This window comes from Paenibacillus mellifer (genome assembly GCF_023195895.1).
Lineage (GTDB): Bacteria > Bacillota > Bacilli > Paenibacillales > Paenibacillaceae > Fontibacillus > Fontibacillus mellifer.
This window is the reverse complement of record NZ_JALPRK010000011.1, coordinates 12,575-32,715: the sequence shown is the minus strand read 5'-3', so window position 1 is coordinate 32,715 and position 20,141 is coordinate 12,575. Positions and strand designations below refer to the sequence as shown.

Below are 20,141 nucleotides of genomic sequence, written 5' to 3'. Positions count from 1 at the left end.
GGCTCTTTGTTTGCGTTGATTATTCGCGGGTTGCCCAAGGCTGGCGTTCAGTTCGCACCGTCTGACCGGATCGAACCGCCTCCTCAAGCATCAAGGAGAGGTATTGGTCCTGCGCAGCTTCCGCCAAGTTGTAGAAGGAGGGGCCTCCCTGGACGTAACGCCCCATGCGTTCCAAACTGGTGGCGATAGCGATCTCTTCGTCACTGAGCCGTCCGGGGCGGAACGGATTCTCGTAGACCCATTCGGAGCCGGCCAGCACACCCTCGTGGTAAAACCCTAAGAGGCTGCCGTCTTGGCCGGCATCCACCCGGCGCAGCTGCAGCTCGACCGGGGTGCGATAATCACGGAGGTAACGCAGCTCCGTGCCCTCCATCTCACCCCGGACTCCGCGCACCAGCACGCGATGGCGTCGGATCGGCGAGAAATATTGATCGTAGGTGAAATCGAACAAGGCCGTCCGCTCGCCGAAACGCAGCAGCGCGATCGTCTGCGCCGAGGAGACGATCCGCTCCTCCTCCGGCCATCCGCCGCGGCCGGAGCCTTGCACCAGTGGGGAATTAATCTGCTCCCCGCGAATTTCCGCTTCCTCGAATCCCACTCCGAGCAGTTGCCGGATCAAGCTGATGCCGTGGTAGCCGTGCCCGGCGGAGACCTGCACATGCGACACCTCGCCTAGCAGGCCGGATCGAGCGATGGCAAGGCGGGCCGCATGCATCGGCTGGAACAGGAACTGCTCGGCTACCTGGATTTGTCCAGCCGGCCCCACCGCTTTATAAAGCCGGAGCAGCCCGTCCAAATCCGCTGCCGCCGGCGTCTCCGTCAAGACGGGGATGCCCGCGGCGCTGAGCCGGATCAGGAAGTCCGGCGTAACCGCGCGGGGCAGTGACAACACGGCGAAATCGAAGTTTCGCCGCTCCAGGAACGCCTCGAAATGCGAAGTGACCGGGACGCCCCAGATTTGGGCGGCTTCCCGGCCTTTCGCTTCGTCCCGCATATAAATCTCGCTAACTTCAAACCGCTCCGGCAGCGCGCGGGCGATCCGTAAGTAAAACTCTGCCCGCCAGCCTCCGCCGATGAGGCCAATCCGAATCGTGTCCATCTCTTCCTTCGCCTCCGCTTTTAAGTTAAGCTAACGCAAGCGAAGGCACGGGTCGCGGGGATTCGCCGTCACCGGTCGGATCGTCAGAAGGTAAATATGACGGCGATACCCAGCGCGACAATCCGCGCCGCATTGGTTAGCAGGAAATTTTGTACCGACAAGCCGAACGTAAATTGCTTGGTTGGTTGTGCGGTAAATGTTTTGATATTTTTCGACACCGGCACCACGGTAAGGAACACTAACAGCAAGATTAACGGGTGAACCCCCAGAATGGCCAGTACAATTACATCCACGTAGGCCGCATAGTAGAGCAGCTTAAACAGGATCAGCGCCGGTCCTTTTCCGATATACACCGGCAAGGTGTAGCGTTTATTTTCGATATCCTCTTCCATATCGCAAATGTTGTTGGCCAGCATGATGTTCGCGATCCCGAGGATCGCTGGAATGGAGATCAGGAACACCAACAGGGTCTCCAGTAAATGAACCTGCAGTGTCACCGTGCCGCCCTCCAGCGTCAACGACGCCAAACGGTCGCCCGCATGAACGTAAGCAGATACAAATATAATAACAAATCCCATGAACAAGCCGGAAAAAATTTCGCCCAGCGGCATCCGAGAAATCGGAATCGGCCCGAAGGAATACAAGATACCGACCGCAAACGACAAGCCGCCGAGCAACAGCAGCAACCACCCTGTCTGAAGGAACAAGATTACTCCCGCGGTCACCGCGATGACGAACATCAAAATAATCAACGCCAGCACCGCCGCCGGGCTCATGTTATATTTCACGATCGCGTTATGCTTCTCGTAGCCGTAGCCGTGCTTGCGAGCCGCTTTTTTGTAATCGTAATAATTGTTGATCGCTGTCGTGGTCATGTCGAAACTAAGCAGGGAAACCAACATGAGTACAAAATGCCAAGGCTCGAACACGTGGAACCGGTAGACGGCATAAATCGTGCCGAACAGCAGCGGAATCATACTGGCCGCCTTGGTCTGGATTTCGACCAGCTTGAGAAATTTGGTGATCGCCATTCTCCATCATCCTCTTTTTTGTCTAGTTAAAAGGAAGATATCTTATTTTTGAAATAATGGCTGTTGGATATGTCCTTGACAAACGCGAGTGCCTGATGATTGAACTCCGGCCGGTTTGCCAGACTGGATGCGTTAAGCTAAAATGCAAAGTAAGTCGCACCATAAACGATTGAAGAGGGGTTCGCATATTGTCTATGTTTTCTAGAGAAGATTGGATCGGGTCATTGATTTTTCTCCTCATTCTGGGCATCGTCGCCTTTTGGAACCTGCGTAAGATGAGTTCCGGGACGTACGACCTCAAGGCACTGCGTAAACGCGGTCTGATGTGGACCGAGGTTGCGGTCGCCTTGTTCCTCCTGCAGCTGCTCCTGCGCAAGGGGGACGATCGGTTTCTGCTGATCCTTGGCATGGTGGTGCTGTTTGCCGCAAGCCAGTGGCTGGGAGCTATCTATTTAGAACACAAAGAAAACAAAGGCCCGAAGAAGTAGGTCAGCTGGGCAGCGGCAGATTCCGTTCGGCGGTAAGCTGGATGGAGTCGCCGCCCCGTTTGACGTCGTACATGGTGGCATCCGCAAGCCGAAGCATGTCCTCCAAGTTGGCGTTCCCGTCCGGCGACATACTAATGCCGATACTTGCCGAGACGCCGATCAGCGTCCCCCGATATACATACCCTTCGGCCAGGCTTGACCGAATCCGTTCCATGACTTTTAAGACTCCGTCCTCATTTAGGTCCGCCAACAGAATCACGAACTCGTCACCGCCCAAGCGGCAGACCATATCCTCGGCCCGTACCAAAGACACCAGCCGTCCCGCGATATGCTTCAATAATTCATCTCCGGCTTCATGCCCAAATGTATCGTTCACTTCCTTAAAGTTATCCAGGTCCAGAAACATCAAAGCGACTGGCTTCCCCTGCCCTTTCGTCTCTGCAAATTTTGCCGTAAATTTTGTGCGGTTCGCCAGTCCAGTCAGCTCGTCATGGAACGCAAGGAATTGAATCGTTTCCTCCAAGTGCTTCCGTTCGGTAATTTCGATAATAACGCCTTCCAGACGTACGAGGTTCCCCAATGAATTGAAATACGGCCGTCCCCGCCCCTGAATCCATTTAATCTCTCCGTCCGGCCGAATGATTCGGCACTCTTTCACCGAGCTGGATTTCTTGATAATCAGTTCCTGCTGGATCTCGTAAAACAAGCCCAGATCCTCGGGGTGGATCATCGTCTGAAAACGGCTTACCTGACCCTTCAGGCTTTGGCGAGTATACCCGGTGATCTGTTCAAAGCCATCGGAAACTTCAAGCTCCATTGTATTGAAATCATAGGTCCAGATTCCAACGGATACGCTTTCAAGGATATCGCGCAAACGCTGTTCGCTGTCTTCGGCGCGTTGGGACAATTTCTTGGTTACCAGGATGTAGATGGCTGTGAACAATAGGATAAACAATCCGTAAACCAAGAAATACATTGCGTCGTTCAAATTCAAATTTCCACTGAATAATAGCTCCTTGTGGGCAAAAACATAATATAACCCCGATACCAGATGAAGCGTTCCTGCCAAGGTAACCGCCGTATAATTGAGATAAATCAAGCTAAGGAGCGGCAGCAATCCCAAAAATATATAACTCGTCACCGTCATGTCCTTCATGACCATCACGTTGAGATAAACAGACAGCATGACGATGGTCAGTACCATCGTAAAACGCGGCCATTTGCGGCTGCCGACCATTCCAGCCAGCACCAAGAGCATCGAACCGCCCAGAAGCGGAATTTCTGCGTCGAGGTTCCGGTTAACAATCATGAGGAGCAAACTGGAAACGGCAAAAAAGCCAGCGAGCAGCCTTAGCATCCAGACGTTCTTGTTATGAATTTGATGGGCGTCCATGCGTTTCCTTACCCCCTTGATATGAGGATTAACCCTAACCCCACCGACTGGGAAATTTTAGGTACAAAGAACTATGTCTAAGGAAATATTATACTACAATCACAAAATTGTGCTACACGTTTTTGTTGACAAACATGCAAATAAAAAAAGCCGGAATCGTTTCTCCGGCTTTGGGCTTGTGGATTTAAGATGTTTAACTTGGGGTTAAGGCACGTATTGCTGCACGATCCGCACGACTTGACCGTTCTGAATCGTCAGATGATATGGGAACTGACTAAGGTCGAGCAGGTCCGATTTCTCGAACAACTCGCTGAATTTCTGCAAGGATACCGCTTCATCCCCCACGATTTCAATATCCTCCGGCTGTCCGGTGCGATCATAGATCTGCAGCCGAACCTCGGCCTCCGGAGATACGGGGTACGCGATCGCTTCCTCGGTATCGTTCACAATATAATAGCCGTCAGGGGGGCCGTCGATCCCGGCATCCGGTTCGCGTTCCGAGAAGACCGCCGACGCTTCTTCTCCTTGATACCACAAGATCGGATCTCCCGCCAGCGTTCCGCCGCCGGTTCCAAGATCAACGGCGTTTAAATATACCGTGACCGTCTCCGGTACTCGGATCTCCGCCGTACCGACGGCTGCCGTTTGGCTCCCCGCTCCTGCCAGGAATCCTGCCGATGCCGGTGTCTTGGCGTCGAGCGCAGGTAACATTACAACCAGCGCTAGTGGAAGCAGCGCTGCAAACCAGTTCTTCATCTCAGGTCCGCCTTTCCATGTCAGCACATCAGGCGATCGAATCGCCTCAGGATATCCATTGTATGGCTTACAGGTTCATTATATGACGGCCCGCCGAAAAAAGGGTCACACCCAGGTTAAAACGGGTAACAAAATCTTCTTCATTTCCTTATTTTAATGCGCCGGAAAAAAGGCCAGCTGAATCACGAAGATTACGCCAAATACGTAAAGCAGCGGATGAACCTCCCGCCCTTTGCCGCTGACCAGTTTCATCACGGGATACGTGATGAAGCCCACGGCGATGCCGGTGGCGATGCTCGCGGTGAGCGGCATCATCAACAGAATGGCGAAGGCCGGAAATGCCTCGTCGAACGATTTCCATTGAATCCGGGCCAGCCCTTCCATCATGAAGCACCCCACGATGATCAGTGCGGGAGCGGTGATGGCCGGCAGTCCCGAGATCGCTCCGACCAGCGGCGAGATGAACATCGACAGCAGGAAGAGCACGGCTACGACGAGCGACGTCAGCCCCGTGCGGCCGCCTGCAGCCACGCCGGTTGTCGACTCAATGAAGGCGGTCGTCGGGCTGGTGCCGAACATTGAGCCGACGGTGGTTGCCGTCGCATCCGCGAGCAGTGCGGCCTTGGCCCGCGGAAGCTCGCCGTTCTTCATCGCACCGGTTTGTTCGGTCACACCGATCAGCGTGCCAGTCGTATCGAACAACGTTACGAGCAGGAATGCAAATACCGTTGTGTACAACCCTTGGCTGAAGACACCGGTTAAATCCATGTCGAAGAACACCGGGGCTGGTGGCGCGGAGACGAAACCGGTTAATTTCAGCTGTCCGGTAAAATAGCCGAGCACCGCGGTCAACGCCATACCGATGAACAACGCGCCGGGGATACGGCGGGCCATCAGGACAAGCGTGACAAACACCCCGAATAAGGTCAGTAGGGTTACTGAACGATGCAAATCACCGAAGGTGACCAGATTATCAGGATTGGCGACAACAATGCCGGACATTTTTAGACCGAGGAAAGCAATGAATAACCCGATCCCTGCGGTAATTCCAAACTTGAGCGAATCGGGAATCGCGCGGATTAACGCTTCTCTCAGTTGGGTCAAGCTCAGCAGCAGAAACAGCACCCCAGCAAAAAACACCGTTCCGAGCACCGTCTGATAAGACAGCCCGGTGCTGGCCACAACGCTGGTAAAATAGGCGTTTAACCCCATGCCGGGCGCGATGGCGATCGGATGACCGGCGAACAGCGCCATAAACAACGTGCCTGTTACTGCGGCAATGACCGTCGCCATGAAAACTTGGTCAAACGGAACGCCCGCGGCGCTAAGCACCGCGGGGTTGACCACCAGAATGTAGGCCATCGCCAAAAAGGTGGTTAACCCGGCGAGCAGCTCGGTTCTGACGGTAGTTCCATGTTCTTTTAGCTTAAAAAACCGTTCCATAAAAACAGATACCCCTTCCTTAAGTACACTCTTGTTGACAGTATAGCCATTCCGGAAGCTTGTCTTCCCTCCTAGGCGTCGGCCCAGCCCTTGGTTTGGTCGCGGACAATCCCTGCGAGGGCCTCCAGCCAATCCGGTTGATCGTTCAAGCAGGGGGCGACTGTAAAGCCGTCACCATCCGAGGCACCGCCGCTTCGGGCGGTGAAGTCTTCCTTCGCTTCAACCCCTAGTTCATACAGGGTCTCCAGGCAGTCGGCCACAAAACCAGGCGCGAATAGCAACGGACGTTTCGCGCCGCTGTCGGCCAAACGCTGCAGCTGTTCTGCGGTTGAAGGCCCCAGCCACGTTTCCGGACCAAACCGCGATTGGTACGCGAGGTCCCATTGCTCCGGCGTCCAGCCCATAGCCTCAGCCAAGAGGCGCGCGGTTTCCCGGCACTGTTCCGGGTACGGGTCGCCGCCGTCCGCATAACGCTGCGGAATGCCATGAAAGCTAAGCAGGAAGCGGTCCGGCGGTTGCGAAAGGCCCTGCAGCAGCGACGTTAGATGCACCTGCATCGCGCGAATATAACCGGGATGGTCGAAGAACGTACCCGCCAGGCGCAGCTCCGGCACGAACCGCTTCGCGGACGGCCCCGAGCGTCGAGCCTTGCCGAGGGCGGCAAAGCAAGCCGCGTCATAAATGGCGGCGGTCGTCGTTGATGAGTACTGCGGGTACATCGGCAGGACGAGGATGCGGTCTGCCCCCGCCGCTTCCAGGCGGCTCATCGCCTGAGCGATGTCAGGTTCGCTGTAGGCGAAGCCCAGCTCGACCTTATAGCGGTCGCCGAGCCGCTGCTGCAAGCCCGCTTGCTGCCGGCGCGAGATCGCCAGCAGTGGCGAGCCCTCTTCGCCCCAGATGCGAGCGTACAGCCGGGCCGAGCGCTTCGGGCGGACGGCCAGGATCACGCCGCGCAGCAGCGGCTGCCACAGCAACGGCGGGTAATCGATGACGCGCCGATCGGATAGAAAGCGGCGCAAAAAGGGCCGTACCTCCTTGGCGGTCGGCTCAGACGGCGTGCCGACTTGCGCCAGCAGAACGCCGATGACGTGGGATGATTGGGACACGATCGACTCACTCCCGTTCAGATTGGATTTTGCTTACTCCGCAAAAACCTCCTCTGCCATCATCCCTGTTCAACGACGGATGTTCAATCCAATTTCGCAAGTTTTCCAGAATGTTCACATTTATGGAGTGCAAAAAAACCGGCTCGGCGGAAGTCTCTTCACCGAACCGGTCTTTGCAAGCCTGAAGCATAACGGCTGTGATTGTCCTTGATGTTAACGTACTTCCGACTGAACCTCCGGCTTGAATTCCGGATGGCTGCTCACCGCTTCTTGCGGTTCTTCCGGCGCGTAGGTGCGCCGCAGGAACAAGCCGATCAGCAGTGCCACCACGCCGACGTACATGGAAATCGTAAAGGCATTTTGCATCCCGGACACCAGCGCATTTCCAAGCTCCGCCGGGTCCTGAGGATTCGTCGCTGCCTTCAGGTAACGTTCCTGGCCGTGCGAGAAGATGCTGATGAACAGGGCGGTGCCGATTGCGCCGGACACCTGCTGCAGCGTGTTCATGATCGCGGTACCATGCGGATACAGGCTGCGCGGCAGCTGGTTCAACCCCGTCGTTTGCCCTGGCATCATCACCAGGGAAATCCCGATCAACAGCGCGATGTGCAACGTGATGACCTCACCGGTTGAGCTGCCCGTCGTCAAACCACGCATGAACCACAATGTCGCGATGACGATGATGAGTCCCGGTGCGATCAGCGCGCGTGGGCCGAATTTATCAAACAGCCTGCCCGCTACCGGCGACATCAGGCCGTTGATCACCCCGCCGGGAAGCAGCACGAGCCCGGCTGCGAACGGCGCCAACAACAGCGCTCCTTGCAGGTACATCGGCAGAATAATCAGCGTTGAGAACAAGGTCATCATCATGACCATCAGCAGCACGGCCGACAAGGCGAACATCGGGTATTTAAAGACGCGAACGTCCAGGGTTGGCTCGGAGACTTTCAATTGCCGCCAGACGAACAAAACCAAAGCGATAAATCCAGCAATCAGGCAGGCATAAACGACCGGACTTGACCAGCCTTCCCCTTCCCCTGCATGGCTGAAGCCATAAACGATCCCGCCGAAGCCGACCGTCGACAGCAGAATGGACAACAGATCCACCCGCGGTTTCGTTAATTCTGATACGTTCCGCAGATACATGGCGCCAAAGGCGATGGAGAAGACCGCCAGCGGAATGACCAGATAAAACAACCAGCGCCAATCCAAAGCGTCCAGGATAAGTCCGGACAAGGTTGGGCCGATCGCCGGACCAAACATGATGACCAAGCCGATCGTACCCATGGCCGCGCCTCTTTTTTCTGGAGGGTAAATAGTTAGAATGGTGTTCATCATCACCGGGAGCAGCAGCCCCGTCCCGATCGCCTGGATGACCCGGCCCAGCAGCAGCACGGCAAACGAAGGCGCGATCCCGCAGACGACGGTTCCGACCAGGAACAGGATCATTGCCGACAGGAACATCTGCCTGGTTGTAAACCATTGGATCAACAACGCCGTAATAGGCACGAGAATCCCGATCACCAGCATATAAGAAGTAGAAAGCCATTGTATGGTTGAAGCCCCCACCTTCAGCTCCTGCATCAGGTCGGTATAAGCTACGTTCAGCAAAGTTTCGTTCAAAATGGACACAAAGGCCCCAATGACCAGGGCAATTGTAATCGGCAGACGCTTAATTCCTTCCACACCGGTCCCTTGAACCGATGTCAGCGTTGACGTATTCATTTGTAGGGTTACCTCCACATCTTCCTATTTGGACTTTTTGTCTCTATTTAGGTTTATATATAATGAACAAGGCAAAGCTTGCCTTGGGGTTTGACCAGCGTTCCTATTAGACCATTCTATATATAAAATTTAAAATATAGGGGCGCGAAACTCCTTCCTCTACCTCATGCTGAGATATCTCCATGAAAACACGTTCAGGAAGGAAATAGCCGCGGAATCAGTCGAGCTGCTGTGCGAAGCGGTTGGCTACTCTTCTGCGTTAAGCACATGATGATCGAGCCTTCCACGATCCCGTTGATGAGGAGCGCTAAATCCGCCGATTCTTCCGCGCTGTAACCCGAGGCGGTGAACTTCTTCTCGAATTCGGCGATCCAGGCGTTGTATACTCCGCAGCAGGCTTGACGTATATTCTCGTTACTGCGGGCGGTCTCGTGAGCGACGATGCCAATCGGCACCCCCAGCTCCGCATCCTCTCGGTCATAGTTATCGGCAATGAAGGTCAGGAGCGCTTGCACGGCCCCAACTGCATCCGGTGTAGCGTCCAGCACGGTCCGAAGACTCGCTAACGTCACGTTCTTCGTATAAACGACGGCCTCACAGGCAAGTTGCTCTTTGCCTTCGGGAAAATGGTAATACAACGATCCCTTGGGCGCACCGCTCATTTGGGTGATTTGATTCAAGCCCGTTGCGTTGTAGCCTTGGTTCTGCAGCAGCTTTGCTGTCGTTTCGATCAGCAGTTGCCGGGTTGTGTTCTGATTAGGCATGCATACCGGTACCTTTCCGCGTAGATTAGACCGATCGGTCTACATGATGATAAACGATATCCAAGTCTTGTGTCAACACTTGAGGTCCGGTATGCCCTTTTTTATAATCGTAGATACATCTCATGCAGACGAATCTGATCACGCACGAATCCCTGCCGATCTAAGAATCCTTCCAGCAGTGCATTGTCGGGAGTGGAAGCGGTAAACTTCAGAAAGCCCAACTCTTCACGGGCGGCAATCAGCAATCGGGTGGCAATGCCCTTCCCCCGATGCCGGTTACTCACGATCAGCAGGTTGATTTTACCGCTCGAACTGATGGAGAGTCCCCCTGCCCATTCGCCATCCGTCTGGAATCCGTAATAGACATTGGATGGGCTCAGTTGCTGGTACTCCAAATCGTTCTGCCAATTGATGTGAAAATACTTCCACGCCTCCACCATGCCGACAAACGCCTCAAACTTGATCCGCTCTACCCTACCTCCCGCAGAAGCCCCATGCGGGGCCTCCAATCGGGATGCATCGGGAAGCGTACAGAACGAGACATCATAAACGCGGCGGTATCCTCTCTTCAGGTAAAAAGCAATCGCCCGGTCGTTCCCGGCAATGACTTCCAAGAACAGTTGCATGCATCCGGCCCGCTGCGCTTCTTCTCGGTGTAGATCCATCAGCCCTGCGCTCACGCCTTTGCCCCGGTATTCCGGGCTGATTGCCAGCGCACCGCAACGCATCGTCGGGATGGACTCATAAATCTTGTTACCGCCCAGGACGACGCCTACAGGTTCTTCTCCGTCAAGAGCCACAAAGGAGTGCTCCAGCGCGTTGCCTTCCGGACCAAAGAAACGATCCACAAATTCCGCTTCGGTCAAGTTAAATTGGATGATGTAATCGGCGAATCCACGCAGAAACGCTTGATAAATCGTCCCTATTTCCAGGTCTGTGCCTCGTTCGTATCGAATCATTACCAAGTTCTCCTTCGCCCGCATTACCATGCATAGGCTTTGGGCGCTTCTCCGCCCGGCCCCGGGAAGATCCCGTCAATCGCCTTCAGCGTCTCCTCGTTCAGTTCAACTTCAACAACCCGCAGCGATTCCTCAAATTGCTGCAAGGTCCGTGGCCCGATAATCGGCGCCGTGACCGCAGGATGGGCCAGCGTCCAGGCCAAGGCCACCGTGGCCTCTGACTCGCCAAGTTCTTGGCACAGCTTGCTGAACTGCTCCAGCTGCGGACGCAGCTTCTCAACCCGTTCGCCCTGCCTAGCCGTACGCGATCCGGGTTGTGGATTCAAGTTACCTCCGAGAATACCGCCGTCCAGCGGGCTCCACGGGATAACGCCGATTCCCAGCTCTTCGGCCGCCGGCAGCACCTCCAGCTCCGGCAAGCGGCAAAGGAGGCTGTATTTATGTTGCTCGGATACCAGCCCAAGCGCCCCGCGGGCTTTGGCTTCATATTGTGCCTTCACAAGATCCCGCCCGGCGAAATTGCTGGCGCCGACGTATCCGATTTTCCCTTGGTTTTGCGCCACCTCAAAAGCATTCCATAACTCTTCCCACGTTACGTTTCGGTCGACATGATGCATCTGGTACAGTTCGATATGGTCTGTGCCGAGCCGCCGCAGCGAATCGTCCAGATGGCGGCGAATTTTATAAGCCGATAGGCCGGAACCACCTTCGTTCGGGTCTCCCTCCGGACCACTCATCGCTCCGTACACCTTCGTAGCCAGCACAACCTTCTCTCTTCGGCCGCCGCCCTGCGCGAACCAGCGCCCGATGATCTCCTCCGTCCAGCCGCGGTGCTCTACTCCGCCGTAGACGTTGGCCGTATCGAAGAAATTCACACCGGCGTCAACCGCCGCGTCCATGATCTTAAAGGCTTCCTTCTCGTCCGTTGTCGGCCCAAAGTTCATCGTCCCCAGGCACAGACGGCTCACCTTTAATCCGGTTCTTCCCAAACTGGTGTACTTCATGTCAACAACCTCCTTAACGATTGGGTAGGATAGGTACAATTTGAATGAATACAAACCCATTATATACCAAACTAAAAAGGAGACAACCCAAAAATCCCCCGGCTTATCCGCCCGGGGAATCGTTGGTCATGTTGGACGGCGGAGCTGGAACGGGGCGAAGCCCCGCCGGCTCCGTGTCCGGATCGATTTCGACATAATGCTTGAGCAGGGACAGCTTGTTCTCCCAGAAGCGCTCGTAGTATGCCAACCACTGTTTGAGCTCCAGCAGCGGATTCGCGTCGAGACGGTAGCGCGTTTCCCGACCGACCTTGCGCTCCTGCACCAGTCCGGCTTCGGCCAAGATCCGCAGGTGCTTGGATACCGCCGTTCGGCTCATCGGGAATCGGCCGCTGATGTCCTTCAACGGCAGTTCCCGCCCGCCTAGCAGCTGCAGCAGCTCCCGGCGCGTCGGGTCGGCGATCGCCTGGAACACATCATGCTTTGCAGAGGCCGCCTCCTCCATGGCTTACACCCGCACGTATTCAGCCAGTTTGCGCACCATACCGGCCCAGCCTTGATCCATGTTGCCGCGAACCACTTCGTGCGGCTGGCCGAACTCGGTCACTTGGTCGGCAGTCCAGCCGCTATGAATCAACGTAAATTCCGTTTGATTGCCTTTCTCCTCCAGCTCAAACGTGAGCGTCCAGTCCTTGCCCCAATGAAAAGCTAACCGGCGCGGCGGGTCCAATACCGTCACCTTACAGGGGGAATCGCCGAAGGGACCGGCATGCAGGACGAATTCAAACCCTTCTACCGGTTGGAACGTATTCGGCATGAACCAAGCCGCAATCCCCTCCGATGTTGCAGCCGCCTCCCACACCCGGGAGATCGGTGCATTTAGCAGAATCGTATGCCGAATGTCCGGCAGCTTGCCCGTATTATTCTGATCCATCATATATTCTCCTCTTTGCAAATAATTTATTGATTGTTGCATTTAGTGCATCATTTTGAAGCGAACGGGCTGACCACATACAGAATGTTGCCTTTTGTGCAGCATTTAAGGCGTATTAGATCCCCTGCCTGCAATAATGTTGCATTTTTTGCAACAAATCGACTCCAAACCCTCACGACTCGACGAAAATGTTGTAGATTTTGCAACATTTCCTTCCCCGTCCACATAAAAAAATCCGCATCCCCTGCGTATAAGCAGGGATGCGGATCTTTCGGATCTTTCTACTTAAGCTTGTTTGCGACGGCGGATCTCAAACAATCGAGCGGATGGTGCAGGCGGCAGAGTGACGGTTAATTGACCGCCGGCAGCTTCCCAGCTCCAAGCACAACCCAAGTCCTGCGGGTACGCACACCGAATGTCAAGTTCCTCCCCTTGCAGCGTCGAAAGCAGCAGGATCTGAGACGAAGTCTCTCCGCGAGTTCGCCACACGGCCAGGTAAATCGTATCGCTTCCCGGCCGCCGCAAGCCCAGGCTGACCCAGTCATCCTGCTGCTTCGGTAACCCCAGCGGCCAGAACGGTAACGCCTCCGGAATATCCGCGCGAATCGACTTATAGTAATCCAGTGCTTCCTTCACGAGCTCCCGGCGTCGCGGGCTCAGTTCGGCCAAATGACCGCTTTGGTGCACGCGCAGCAACAGCGCGTTGACCATGTTGAAGACGACCTCTTCATCATCGCCTTCCCGCAGCGGATACGACCAGATGGCGGATTGCTCCGGCGTCAGTGCCGAAGGGGACGCGGCGGCGATCGCCGCATAGTTCACAAAGTTCTCCTGATCGCTGGTCGACTGGATGCTATGACGGCTCAACATCGCGTAATCCATCCGCATCCCGCCGCTGGAGCAGTTCTCAATCACAAGCTCCGGATACCGAGCGAAGATACGATCAAGCCAAGCGAGGTACGCGCGGTTATGCTGCAGCAGCCCATCGCCGAAGCTGTCCGCAGCTGCTTCCGTCCCGATCCCCGCATTGATGTTATAATCCATCTTGATATAACCAACCCCGTAATCTTCCACCAGCCGGCGGATGACCTCATCGGCGTGCGCGACAACCTTCGGGTTCCGGTAATCCAGCTGATAACGGCTGCGGTCCATCACTCGCTTGCCATGCCGCAGGAAAAACCAACTGTCATCGGTGTCCGCCAACTTCGGACTGTTGATGCCCATCACCTCCAGCTCGAGCCACAACCCCGGTACCATCCCTTTACCCCGGATATAGTCCAGCACGTACTTGATCCCTACCGGGAACCGTTCCGAAGAAGGCAGCCATTCCCCAACCCCGTCCCACCATTCACCAGGAGCGTACCAGCCAGCATCGATGCAGAAATATTCGCAGCCTGCTTCGGCGGCGGCATCGATCAAGGGCAGCAGCTTCTCCGTCGTGGGGGAGCCCCATAGGCAGTTCATGTAATCGTTGAAAATAATCCGCAGCTCCCGGTTATCGGCGTTTGGCCGACGAATCCGGCGACGATAAGCGGTCAGTTGCCCGATCGCCGCTTCAAAGCCGCCATTGGTTACACCAACCGCGACCGGTACGCTGACGAACCGCTCGCCCGGTTCAAGCGATACCCACCAGTGGTTATCGTGCTCGGTCGGTCCGCTCAGGAGCAAGGTCAACTGGTCAACCTGGTCGAAGATTTCCCAATGCCAAGAACCGTTATGCTCGATTTGCCAGAATAAGCTGGTGTTCGCTTCCCGGTTCTCCAGCACCGCCATCGGAACATGCTCCGCCGCTGACCAAGAGCCTGTATTACTGCAGGAGATCCGTTTAGAGCTGCGGTCGGTCAAATGGGATAAACCGAGCTCGGGCAAGCGGTAGGTGCGCCATTGCAGCTCGCTTTGCCATCCGGTATGGGGAATGGACAACCGCATTTTGTCGTCCCGGTCTTGTCCGCCTTCCTTATCCAGTCCGGTCAGTGCGAAGGAAGAGACATATTCGACGCCCACCGCCGCTGAACCAGCGTTAAATAACTCCACCCAGGCTCGGATCGTCTGCACCCCATCATAAAATTGCAAGTGCTGCACGGCTTCCAGACCGGTCTTCGGATCGCGTAGGGCGACCTCCAGTTTCCGCCCGAATTCGTTACGGCAATTCGTATGACCGGCATAAACCATCCGCAGCCCCGGGTACGAGGCCCGGTGGGTTCGCCCATGATATTCGGCTCGATCTTCTCCAGTCAGCTGGAGCTCCATGAGACGGAAGCCCGGTTGGTGCTCCTCTCGGATCCGCGCCTCGTCCAGCGCGTTTGCCCCAAAATGAAGCAGCCGCACATCCTGCTCCGGGGTGACCTCCAATACCAGATGTAAGCCGTTTTCCCGAATCTCGATTCTGCTCATCACCTTCGCACTCCCCTTCAACGTCGTAAGTAATAACAAAACCCAGCACCGGAGGTGGTGCTGGGTTCATTTGTGTTTAAGGAACAACCGTGATGTTCAATGTTTATTGAGCCGAACCCAGTTGTACCCAAGCTTGTTCGATTTCCGTTACCGCCTGATCCTTCGACTTGCTGCCGCCAATGTAGGCTTGCATGATCTCGCCGAATTTTTGATGGAACGTATCCAGCGAGTAGTTGATCGCCAGGTCGCCCGACGGCTCCGATTTCAAAATTTCGTTCATTTTCTTCGGCATATCCAGATCAGGAAGAGGAGCATCCTTGATCGGTGGAATAACCTTCGCTACCGTGGAGAACCAGTTCTTGCCGTATTCGGACGTGTACAACCAGTTGAAGAACTCAACTGTTTCGTTCACAACGGCGGAATCTTTATTAATGCGCAAAGCTTGGTCCGCGCCGGTAATAATGGTTGCTTGCTCGGCTTTGTCGCTAACCGGATAACCCGCGATGCCGATTTGGATGTCCGGAGTAATTTTCTTGATCGCTTCTTCGTCCCATGCGCCTTTACCGATCATAATTGCCGCTTTGCCGGATGCGAAGTCACTCACTTGCGCATTGCTGTCGCGTTCCAGCGGCTTGTCGGTGCCATGTTTCACCGTCGTATCAACGAAGCTAAAGAAGTTGTTGTACAGCGCAGGGTAGTCTTTGATTTTCACGTCCCCAGCGATAAAGCTGTTAACCAGGTCTTGTGTCGTTACGCCGGCATCTTGCGCTGCTGCATTCACGAAATGCTGAAATACGTGCTTCCATACCCACCATTCCTTGTACGCATTTGCGAAAGGCGTGATACCTTTAGCTTCGAGCTTCGCGATCGCGTCGTCCAGTTCGGCCGTCGTTTTCGGGAACGTCGTAACACCTGCTTCATCCAGCAATTTCTTGTTGTAGATCACGGAGAACAGGTTGCCTTTAACCGGCAGACCCAGCACTTTGCCGTCGGTGGAAGTCATATTCGCACGAACGGCGTCCGTCATGGCAGCGGCCAGCGGTTGATCCGTCAAATCCGCGCTATATTCGGCAAAGGTGTCGATATCGCCGCCTGCCGTTGTTTGGAATACGTCAGGCGTGCTGCCTGCCGCGATTCTCGATTTCAAGACCGTGTTATAGTCCGCCTGCATGATCTCCAGGTTGATCGTCACGTTAGGTTTCACTTTCTTATATTCCTCAATGTAGGCGTTAAACGCATCGGTATATTCCGGAGAAGCCGTAAACATATTGATCGTGACCGGTTTGGAATCATCCGTTGCAGCGCCATTGCCGGCACCCGCGTTGTTCGCTCCGTTATTCGCCGCGTTATTGTTGCCCCCGCATGCGGATAACAGGCCCATGAGCAGCACCAGGCTGAACGATAAGGCCAGGATTTTTTTCTTCATTACTAACGCCCCCACTTTCTTTTGGTTGTTCATTTGCTATGCTCCCTATTCTAAAGAAAAGGTCCGGGTGAAAAAATGTAGATATGTGGTGATTTAAGGGTAAAAAAGTGGAGTCCTCCCTTGAGTTCACTTTTTGACCCTTTCCTCCTGCTGCTGACGATATTCGGAAGGCGACAGGTCATAATAATTCCGGAACGCCTTGCTGAAATAGTTCTTATCTTTATAACCAAGCATTTCGGAGATCTCCTGGATTTTGAGCATGGAGTCGTCCAACAGCTCCTTAGCCTTGTCCATACGAATCTTCTGCACATATTCGTGGATCCCGCAGCCATATTGTTGCTTAAATAACTTCATCAAATACTCGCGACTTAGAAAATACTTCTCCGTGAACATCGAAATTTTGATGTCCTCAAAATAGTGATTGTCGATATACTCCTTGATATCTTCTACGCTGAACGGACGGCCCACGGCCATCGAGCGGCGGACTTGCTCGTGATAATACTCCGCCAATTCCAGCAGCAAGGCTTCGAACTGGTCAAACGTGGCAACATCCGTACGCAGCCCAAGCACCTGCAGCGATCGATCTCCCCCGGAGGAGGGAAGCTTGTCCGCCGGAACACCAAGCTCCGAAGCCGTATCGTTCATCAGCACGACGATTTCCCGCAGTAACCGGTCGGCCGCACCGATGCTGAAGGAGCCGGACACCTTAATGCTCTTGGCGAATTCGGCCATGACCGATTTGGCATGGTTCAGATTGCCCGCCTCCAGGGCCCCCCGCAGAATGGGCATGCGGCTGGAGAAGGAGAACGTCTCCTTCATCGCCGGCTTGTCCGCTTCCCCGATGACGGCATGACCTTTCAGCTTCAGCAGATCGATGCCTTGGATGCCGGAGACCGCCTCTTCATAAGAGACCGAAAGGTCCAGTACATCCTCGCAATATCGCCCGATGCCTCCCGCGACCAGTACCCCAAACAAATCGCTTAAGGTGGAGACCACTCTCCGCATCAACTCCCCCGCACGAAAGGCGATCTCCTGCGGGTATCCGCCCCACGCTGTGTAAACCGCAATCATTTCCCGCTCTTGCTTCGGATTGGCGAAGCTGAAGCATTGCAGACTGTCCACGGCAACATCGTTAATGACGTTGGCCACGGCGAAATAAAGCAGCTCCTTGTCGCGATTAAACCGGCTGTCCTTCACGGCCTCCATATTCATGATCCGCAGGACGAGCACGCCAAACCGATGATCTTGCTGATCGGCGCCAATGAGCGGCAAGAAAGCCTGATTGCTTTGCTTCTTAAAGCTGCGTTCAATAATCGACAGATAGATTTTCTCTTTCAATTTAGGAAGCGACATGTTAAAGGCAATATTCCGGGTGATCGATTCGCTTTGTATCTGACGTTTGGCCTGGAGCACGTCGATCGCTTTGCGAAGCGCCTGGTTCAAATCCTTTCGATTGACCGGCTTCAGCAGATAGTCCACCACTCGAGCATGGATCGCTTGACGGGTGAATTCGAAGTCGTTATACCCGCTGATGACGATCGTCAACAGCTCGGGGTACTTCTGCTCCACAATTTGCAAAAATTCGACCCCGTTCAGCTCAGGCATCTTCATGTCGACCATCACAATATCCGGCTTGTGTTGTTCCAGCATCGCAAGCCCCGCCTTGCCGTCGGTCGCCTCCCAGATTTCATCAACCTCAAGGTCCTGCCAATTCCCCAATATTCGAATCGCTTCGCGCAGCGGTTCCTCATCGTCGATAATCAACACTTTATACATGACTGCTGCCCCCCCGCGGTATCATCATCCTCATCTCTGTGCCGTGCTCATCGCTTTGAACGCTAAGCTCGGCTTCTTCCCCATAGAGAAGTTTCAGGCGGGTATACAGGTTTTTGAGCCCGATATTCTCTCCCTCCTGCTCCTCCCATTCCTGACGGAAGGAAGTCTGTATTTGCTCCATGCGATCCGGAGAAATGCCCGGACCGTTGTCCCGCACGGAAATCACGGCATGGGTGTCGCCCAGCTCGGCGTGAATCCGAAGAGAGATGCCGCTCGACATTTTCTCCAGCCCGTGCTTGATGGAGTTTTCGACTAGGGATTGAATGGACAGCTTGGGAATTTGCAGCTCCTTGAGGGCCTCCTCCCACTCGACCGTTACCTGCAACCGGCTGCCAAAACGGGCCTTTTGCAGGGCCAGATAACGTTCGATGTGCTTCAGCTCCTCCCTAGCGTTTACGATGTCTTTTCCACTTATGCAATATCTTAGGGTTAATGCCAGGGCATCCACCATATCGGCCACCTCATCGTCCCCGCTCTTGAGCGCTTTGGTCGAAATCGCCTGCAGGGCGTTATACAGAAAATGCGGGTTAATCTCCGCCTCGAGCGCTTTAAGGATCGCGTTCTTCTCCACCAGCTTCATCTTATAGCGTTCATTGATCAAATCGTTGGTCCTGCGCACCATTCGGTTGAAATGCCGTGACAAATAGGCAATCTCATCCCGGCCCTTCACCGGAATTTCCGCGTCAAAGGTCCCTTCGCTAAAGCGGCGCATCTGGAGCGACAAATCTTTGAGCGGGCTCGTAATTTTATTGGAGAACAACGCGACCAGAATGAGCGAAATCAGCAAAAAAATCAAACCGATCAAATACCCCAAATTTCGCGTTGCCTTAGCAGCTGCATAGATATTGCTGTACGGGATCGGCTTCACCAGCTTCCAGCCTCCGCCCGCCTCAATGTTATACACGATGAGATATTTATCGCCCGACTTGCCAGTCCAGGTTAGCGGCTTCATCAACAGGTCCTCCCCAAGCCGGGCAAGCCATGGCGATTGGCCCGCCTGATTCAGGAAGGCAGGGTCGTCCGCATGAAAAGGAACGTTGTTTGGATCGAGGTACAGCAGATGCTCCCCATTCTCGAAGGGAACGTCCTTCAGGATCTGATCCTTCACCGTTGGTTTGATATAGAAGGAGATGACCGCTTTCGGATCGCGGGTTACCAAGGAACGCAGGACACGGTGATATCCCATAAAGCTAGGCTCTTCGTTCATGACATACCCCGACTTGGCCCCGGGAACGATAAACGATTGATAAGACTGGTTGTGACGGCTTTCCATCGCCTGCTTGTACCAAGGCTGGTCCGGAATCCCTTCTTGGTAGCTCGCCCGAACCGTAACGTTATAAGCCTCCCGCGTGATGGCGTAGTATTTCTGCTGATCGATCAGGTATAGATAAATGCTCTCCAGGTCATTTCGCGAATAGAACAGCTCGCGCAAATAATCTTCTAGGTACATTTTCGACGCATAATCCGATTCTTCGTTCATAATCGCCTGCAGAATCTCTTCGTAGTGGATTTGCGGCAGAGACAACTGCTCGATGCCGGCGAGGTAATCCTCCAGCTTCTGATTGATCAGCTTCAGGTTGTTTGTCGTGCTGGCCATGCTATGGTTTACCGATTCTCGCTCCAGCATCTGATAGGAGATGACCGTCAAGAGCCCAACTACCAGAATAATAATCGTTGTAAACAACAAAATAAGCTTATTGACCAGTCTGCGCGAAATCCGGTCAGTAAGCGTCGTTAGCAGGCTTAAGATGCGGTTGAACATAGCCCCTCATTTCTAGTACGTCGG

The 20,141-nt window shown here is 54.5% G+C and carries 17 protein-coding genes; 1 reads left to right on the top strand and 16 read right to left on the bottom strand.

Annotated features, from left to right (window positions below; all coding sequences use genetic code 11):
* Nucleotides 1-19: 19 nt before the first annotated feature.
* Nucleotides 20-1,099 (bottom strand): Gfo/Idh/MocA family protein, encoded by a 1,080-nt coding sequence (locus M0651_RS13155; protein ID WP_248552209.1) that lies wholly within the window; start codon nt 1,097-1,099, stop codon nt 20-22.
* Nucleotides 1,100-1,182: 83 nt separating this feature from the next.
* Nucleotides 1,183-2,130, bottom strand: a complete 948-nt coding sequence (menA, locus tag M0651_RS13150; RefSeq protein WP_248552208.1) for a 1,4-dihydroxy-2-naphthoate polyprenyltransferase — start codon at nt 2,128-2,130, stop codon at nt 1,183-1,185.
* A 194-nt stretch (nt 2,131-2,324) separates the two neighbouring features.
* On the opposite strand from menA, the gene M0651_RS13145 reads away from it, so the two are divergent.
* The gene (locus M0651_RS13145; protein WP_248552207.1) at nt 2,325-2,618 is read left to right on the top strand and encodes a hypothetical protein; all 294 of its coding nucleotides are present in this window, start codon (nt 2,325-2,327) and stop codon (nt 2,616-2,618) included.
* A 1-nt stretch (nt 2,619) separates the two neighbouring features.
* Here the strand turns inward: M0651_RS13145 and M0651_RS13140 are convergent, their stop codons facing one another.
* The 14 genes from M0651_RS13140 to M0651_RS13075 all read right to left on the bottom strand — a co-directional run bounded on the left by M0651_RS13140 (nt 2,620) and on the right by M0651_RS13075 (nt 20,117).
* Entirely contained in the window at nt 2,620-4,011 is a 1,392-nt protein-coding gene (locus M0651_RS13140; RefSeq protein ID WP_248552206.1) for a sensor domain-containing diguanylate cyclase, read from the bottom strand.
* 204 nt (nt 4,012-4,215) lie between these two features.
* Nucleotides 4,216-4,767, bottom strand: coding sequence for a hypothetical protein (locus tag M0651_RS13135; protein ID WP_248552205.1), 552 nt, complete (start codon nt 4,765-4,767; stop codon nt 4,216-4,218).
* Between the two features lie 153 nt (nt 4,768-4,920).
* Nucleotides 4,921-6,210: an NCS2 family permease gene (locus M0651_RS13130; protein WP_248552204.1), complete on the bottom strand. Its 1,290-nt coding sequence runs from the start codon at nt 6,208-6,210 to the stop codon at nt 4,921-4,923.
* 71 nt (nt 6,211-6,281) lie between these two features.
* On the bottom strand, nt 6,282-7,316 hold the full coding sequence (hemH, locus tag M0651_RS13125; protein WP_248552203.1) for a ferrochelatase: 1,035 nt from the start codon (nt 7,314-7,316) through the stop codon (nt 6,282-6,284).
* Between the two features lie 213 nt (nt 7,317-7,529).
* Nucleotides 7,530-9,041: an MDR family MFS transporter gene (locus M0651_RS13120; protein WP_248552202.1), complete on the bottom strand. Its 1,512-nt coding sequence runs from the start codon at nt 9,039-9,041 to the stop codon at nt 7,530-7,532.
* 194 nt (nt 9,042-9,235) lie between these two features.
* Nucleotides 9,236-9,805: a TetR/AcrR family transcriptional regulator gene (locus M0651_RS13115; protein ID WP_248552201.1), complete on the bottom strand. Its 570-nt coding sequence runs from the start codon at nt 9,803-9,805 to the stop codon at nt 9,236-9,238.
* A gap of 101 nt (nt 9,806-9,906) precedes the next feature.
* Entirely contained in the window at nt 9,907-10,764 is an 858-nt protein-coding gene (locus tag M0651_RS13110) for a GNAT family N-acetyltransferase (RefSeq protein WP_248552200.1), read from the bottom strand.
* 23 nt (nt 10,765-10,787) lie between these two features.
* The gene (locus tag M0651_RS13105) at nt 10,788-11,768 is read right to left on the bottom strand and encodes an aldo/keto reductase (protein WP_248552199.1); all 981 of its coding nucleotides are present in this window, start codon (nt 11,766-11,768) and stop codon (nt 10,788-10,790) included.
* Between the two features lie 103 nt (nt 11,769-11,871).
* Nucleotides 11,872-12,270, bottom strand: coding sequence for an ArsR/SmtB family transcription factor (locus tag M0651_RS13100; protein ID WP_248552198.1), 399 nt, complete (start codon nt 12,268-12,270; stop codon nt 11,872-11,874).
* 3 nt (nt 12,271-12,273) lie between these two features.
* Nucleotides 12,274-12,699 carry an SRPBCC family protein gene (locus M0651_RS13095; RefSeq protein WP_248552197.1) on the bottom strand — a complete coding sequence of 142 codons (426 nt, stop codon included), beginning with the start codon at nt 12,697-12,699 and terminating at the stop codon, nt 12,274-12,276.
* A gap of 285 nt (nt 12,700-12,984) precedes the next feature.
* Nucleotides 12,985-15,093 (bottom strand): glycoside hydrolase family 36 protein, encoded by a 2,109-nt coding sequence (locus tag M0651_RS13090; RefSeq protein WP_248552196.1) that lies wholly within the window; start codon nt 15,091-15,093, stop codon nt 12,985-12,987.
* Nucleotides 15,094-15,196: 103 nt separating this feature from the next.
* The gene (locus M0651_RS13085; protein WP_248552195.1) at nt 15,197-16,519 is read right to left on the bottom strand and encodes a type 2 periplasmic-binding domain-containing protein; all 1,323 of its coding nucleotides are present in this window, start codon (nt 16,517-16,519) and stop codon (nt 15,197-15,199) included.
* A gap of 126 nt (nt 16,520-16,645) precedes the next feature.
* On the bottom strand, nt 16,646-18,295 hold the full coding sequence (locus M0651_RS13080; protein ID WP_248552194.1) for a response regulator transcription factor: 1,650 nt from the start codon (nt 18,293-18,295) through the stop codon (nt 16,646-16,648).
* Nucleotides 18,288-20,117: a cache domain-containing sensor histidine kinase gene (locus tag M0651_RS13075; RefSeq protein ID WP_248552193.1), complete on the bottom strand. Its 1,830-nt coding sequence runs from the start codon at nt 20,115-20,117 to the stop codon at nt 18,288-18,290. Before M0651_RS13075 ends, M0651_RS13080 begins: the two co-directional genes overlap by 8 nt.
* Between the last annotated feature and the right edge of the window lie 24 nt (nt 20,118-20,141).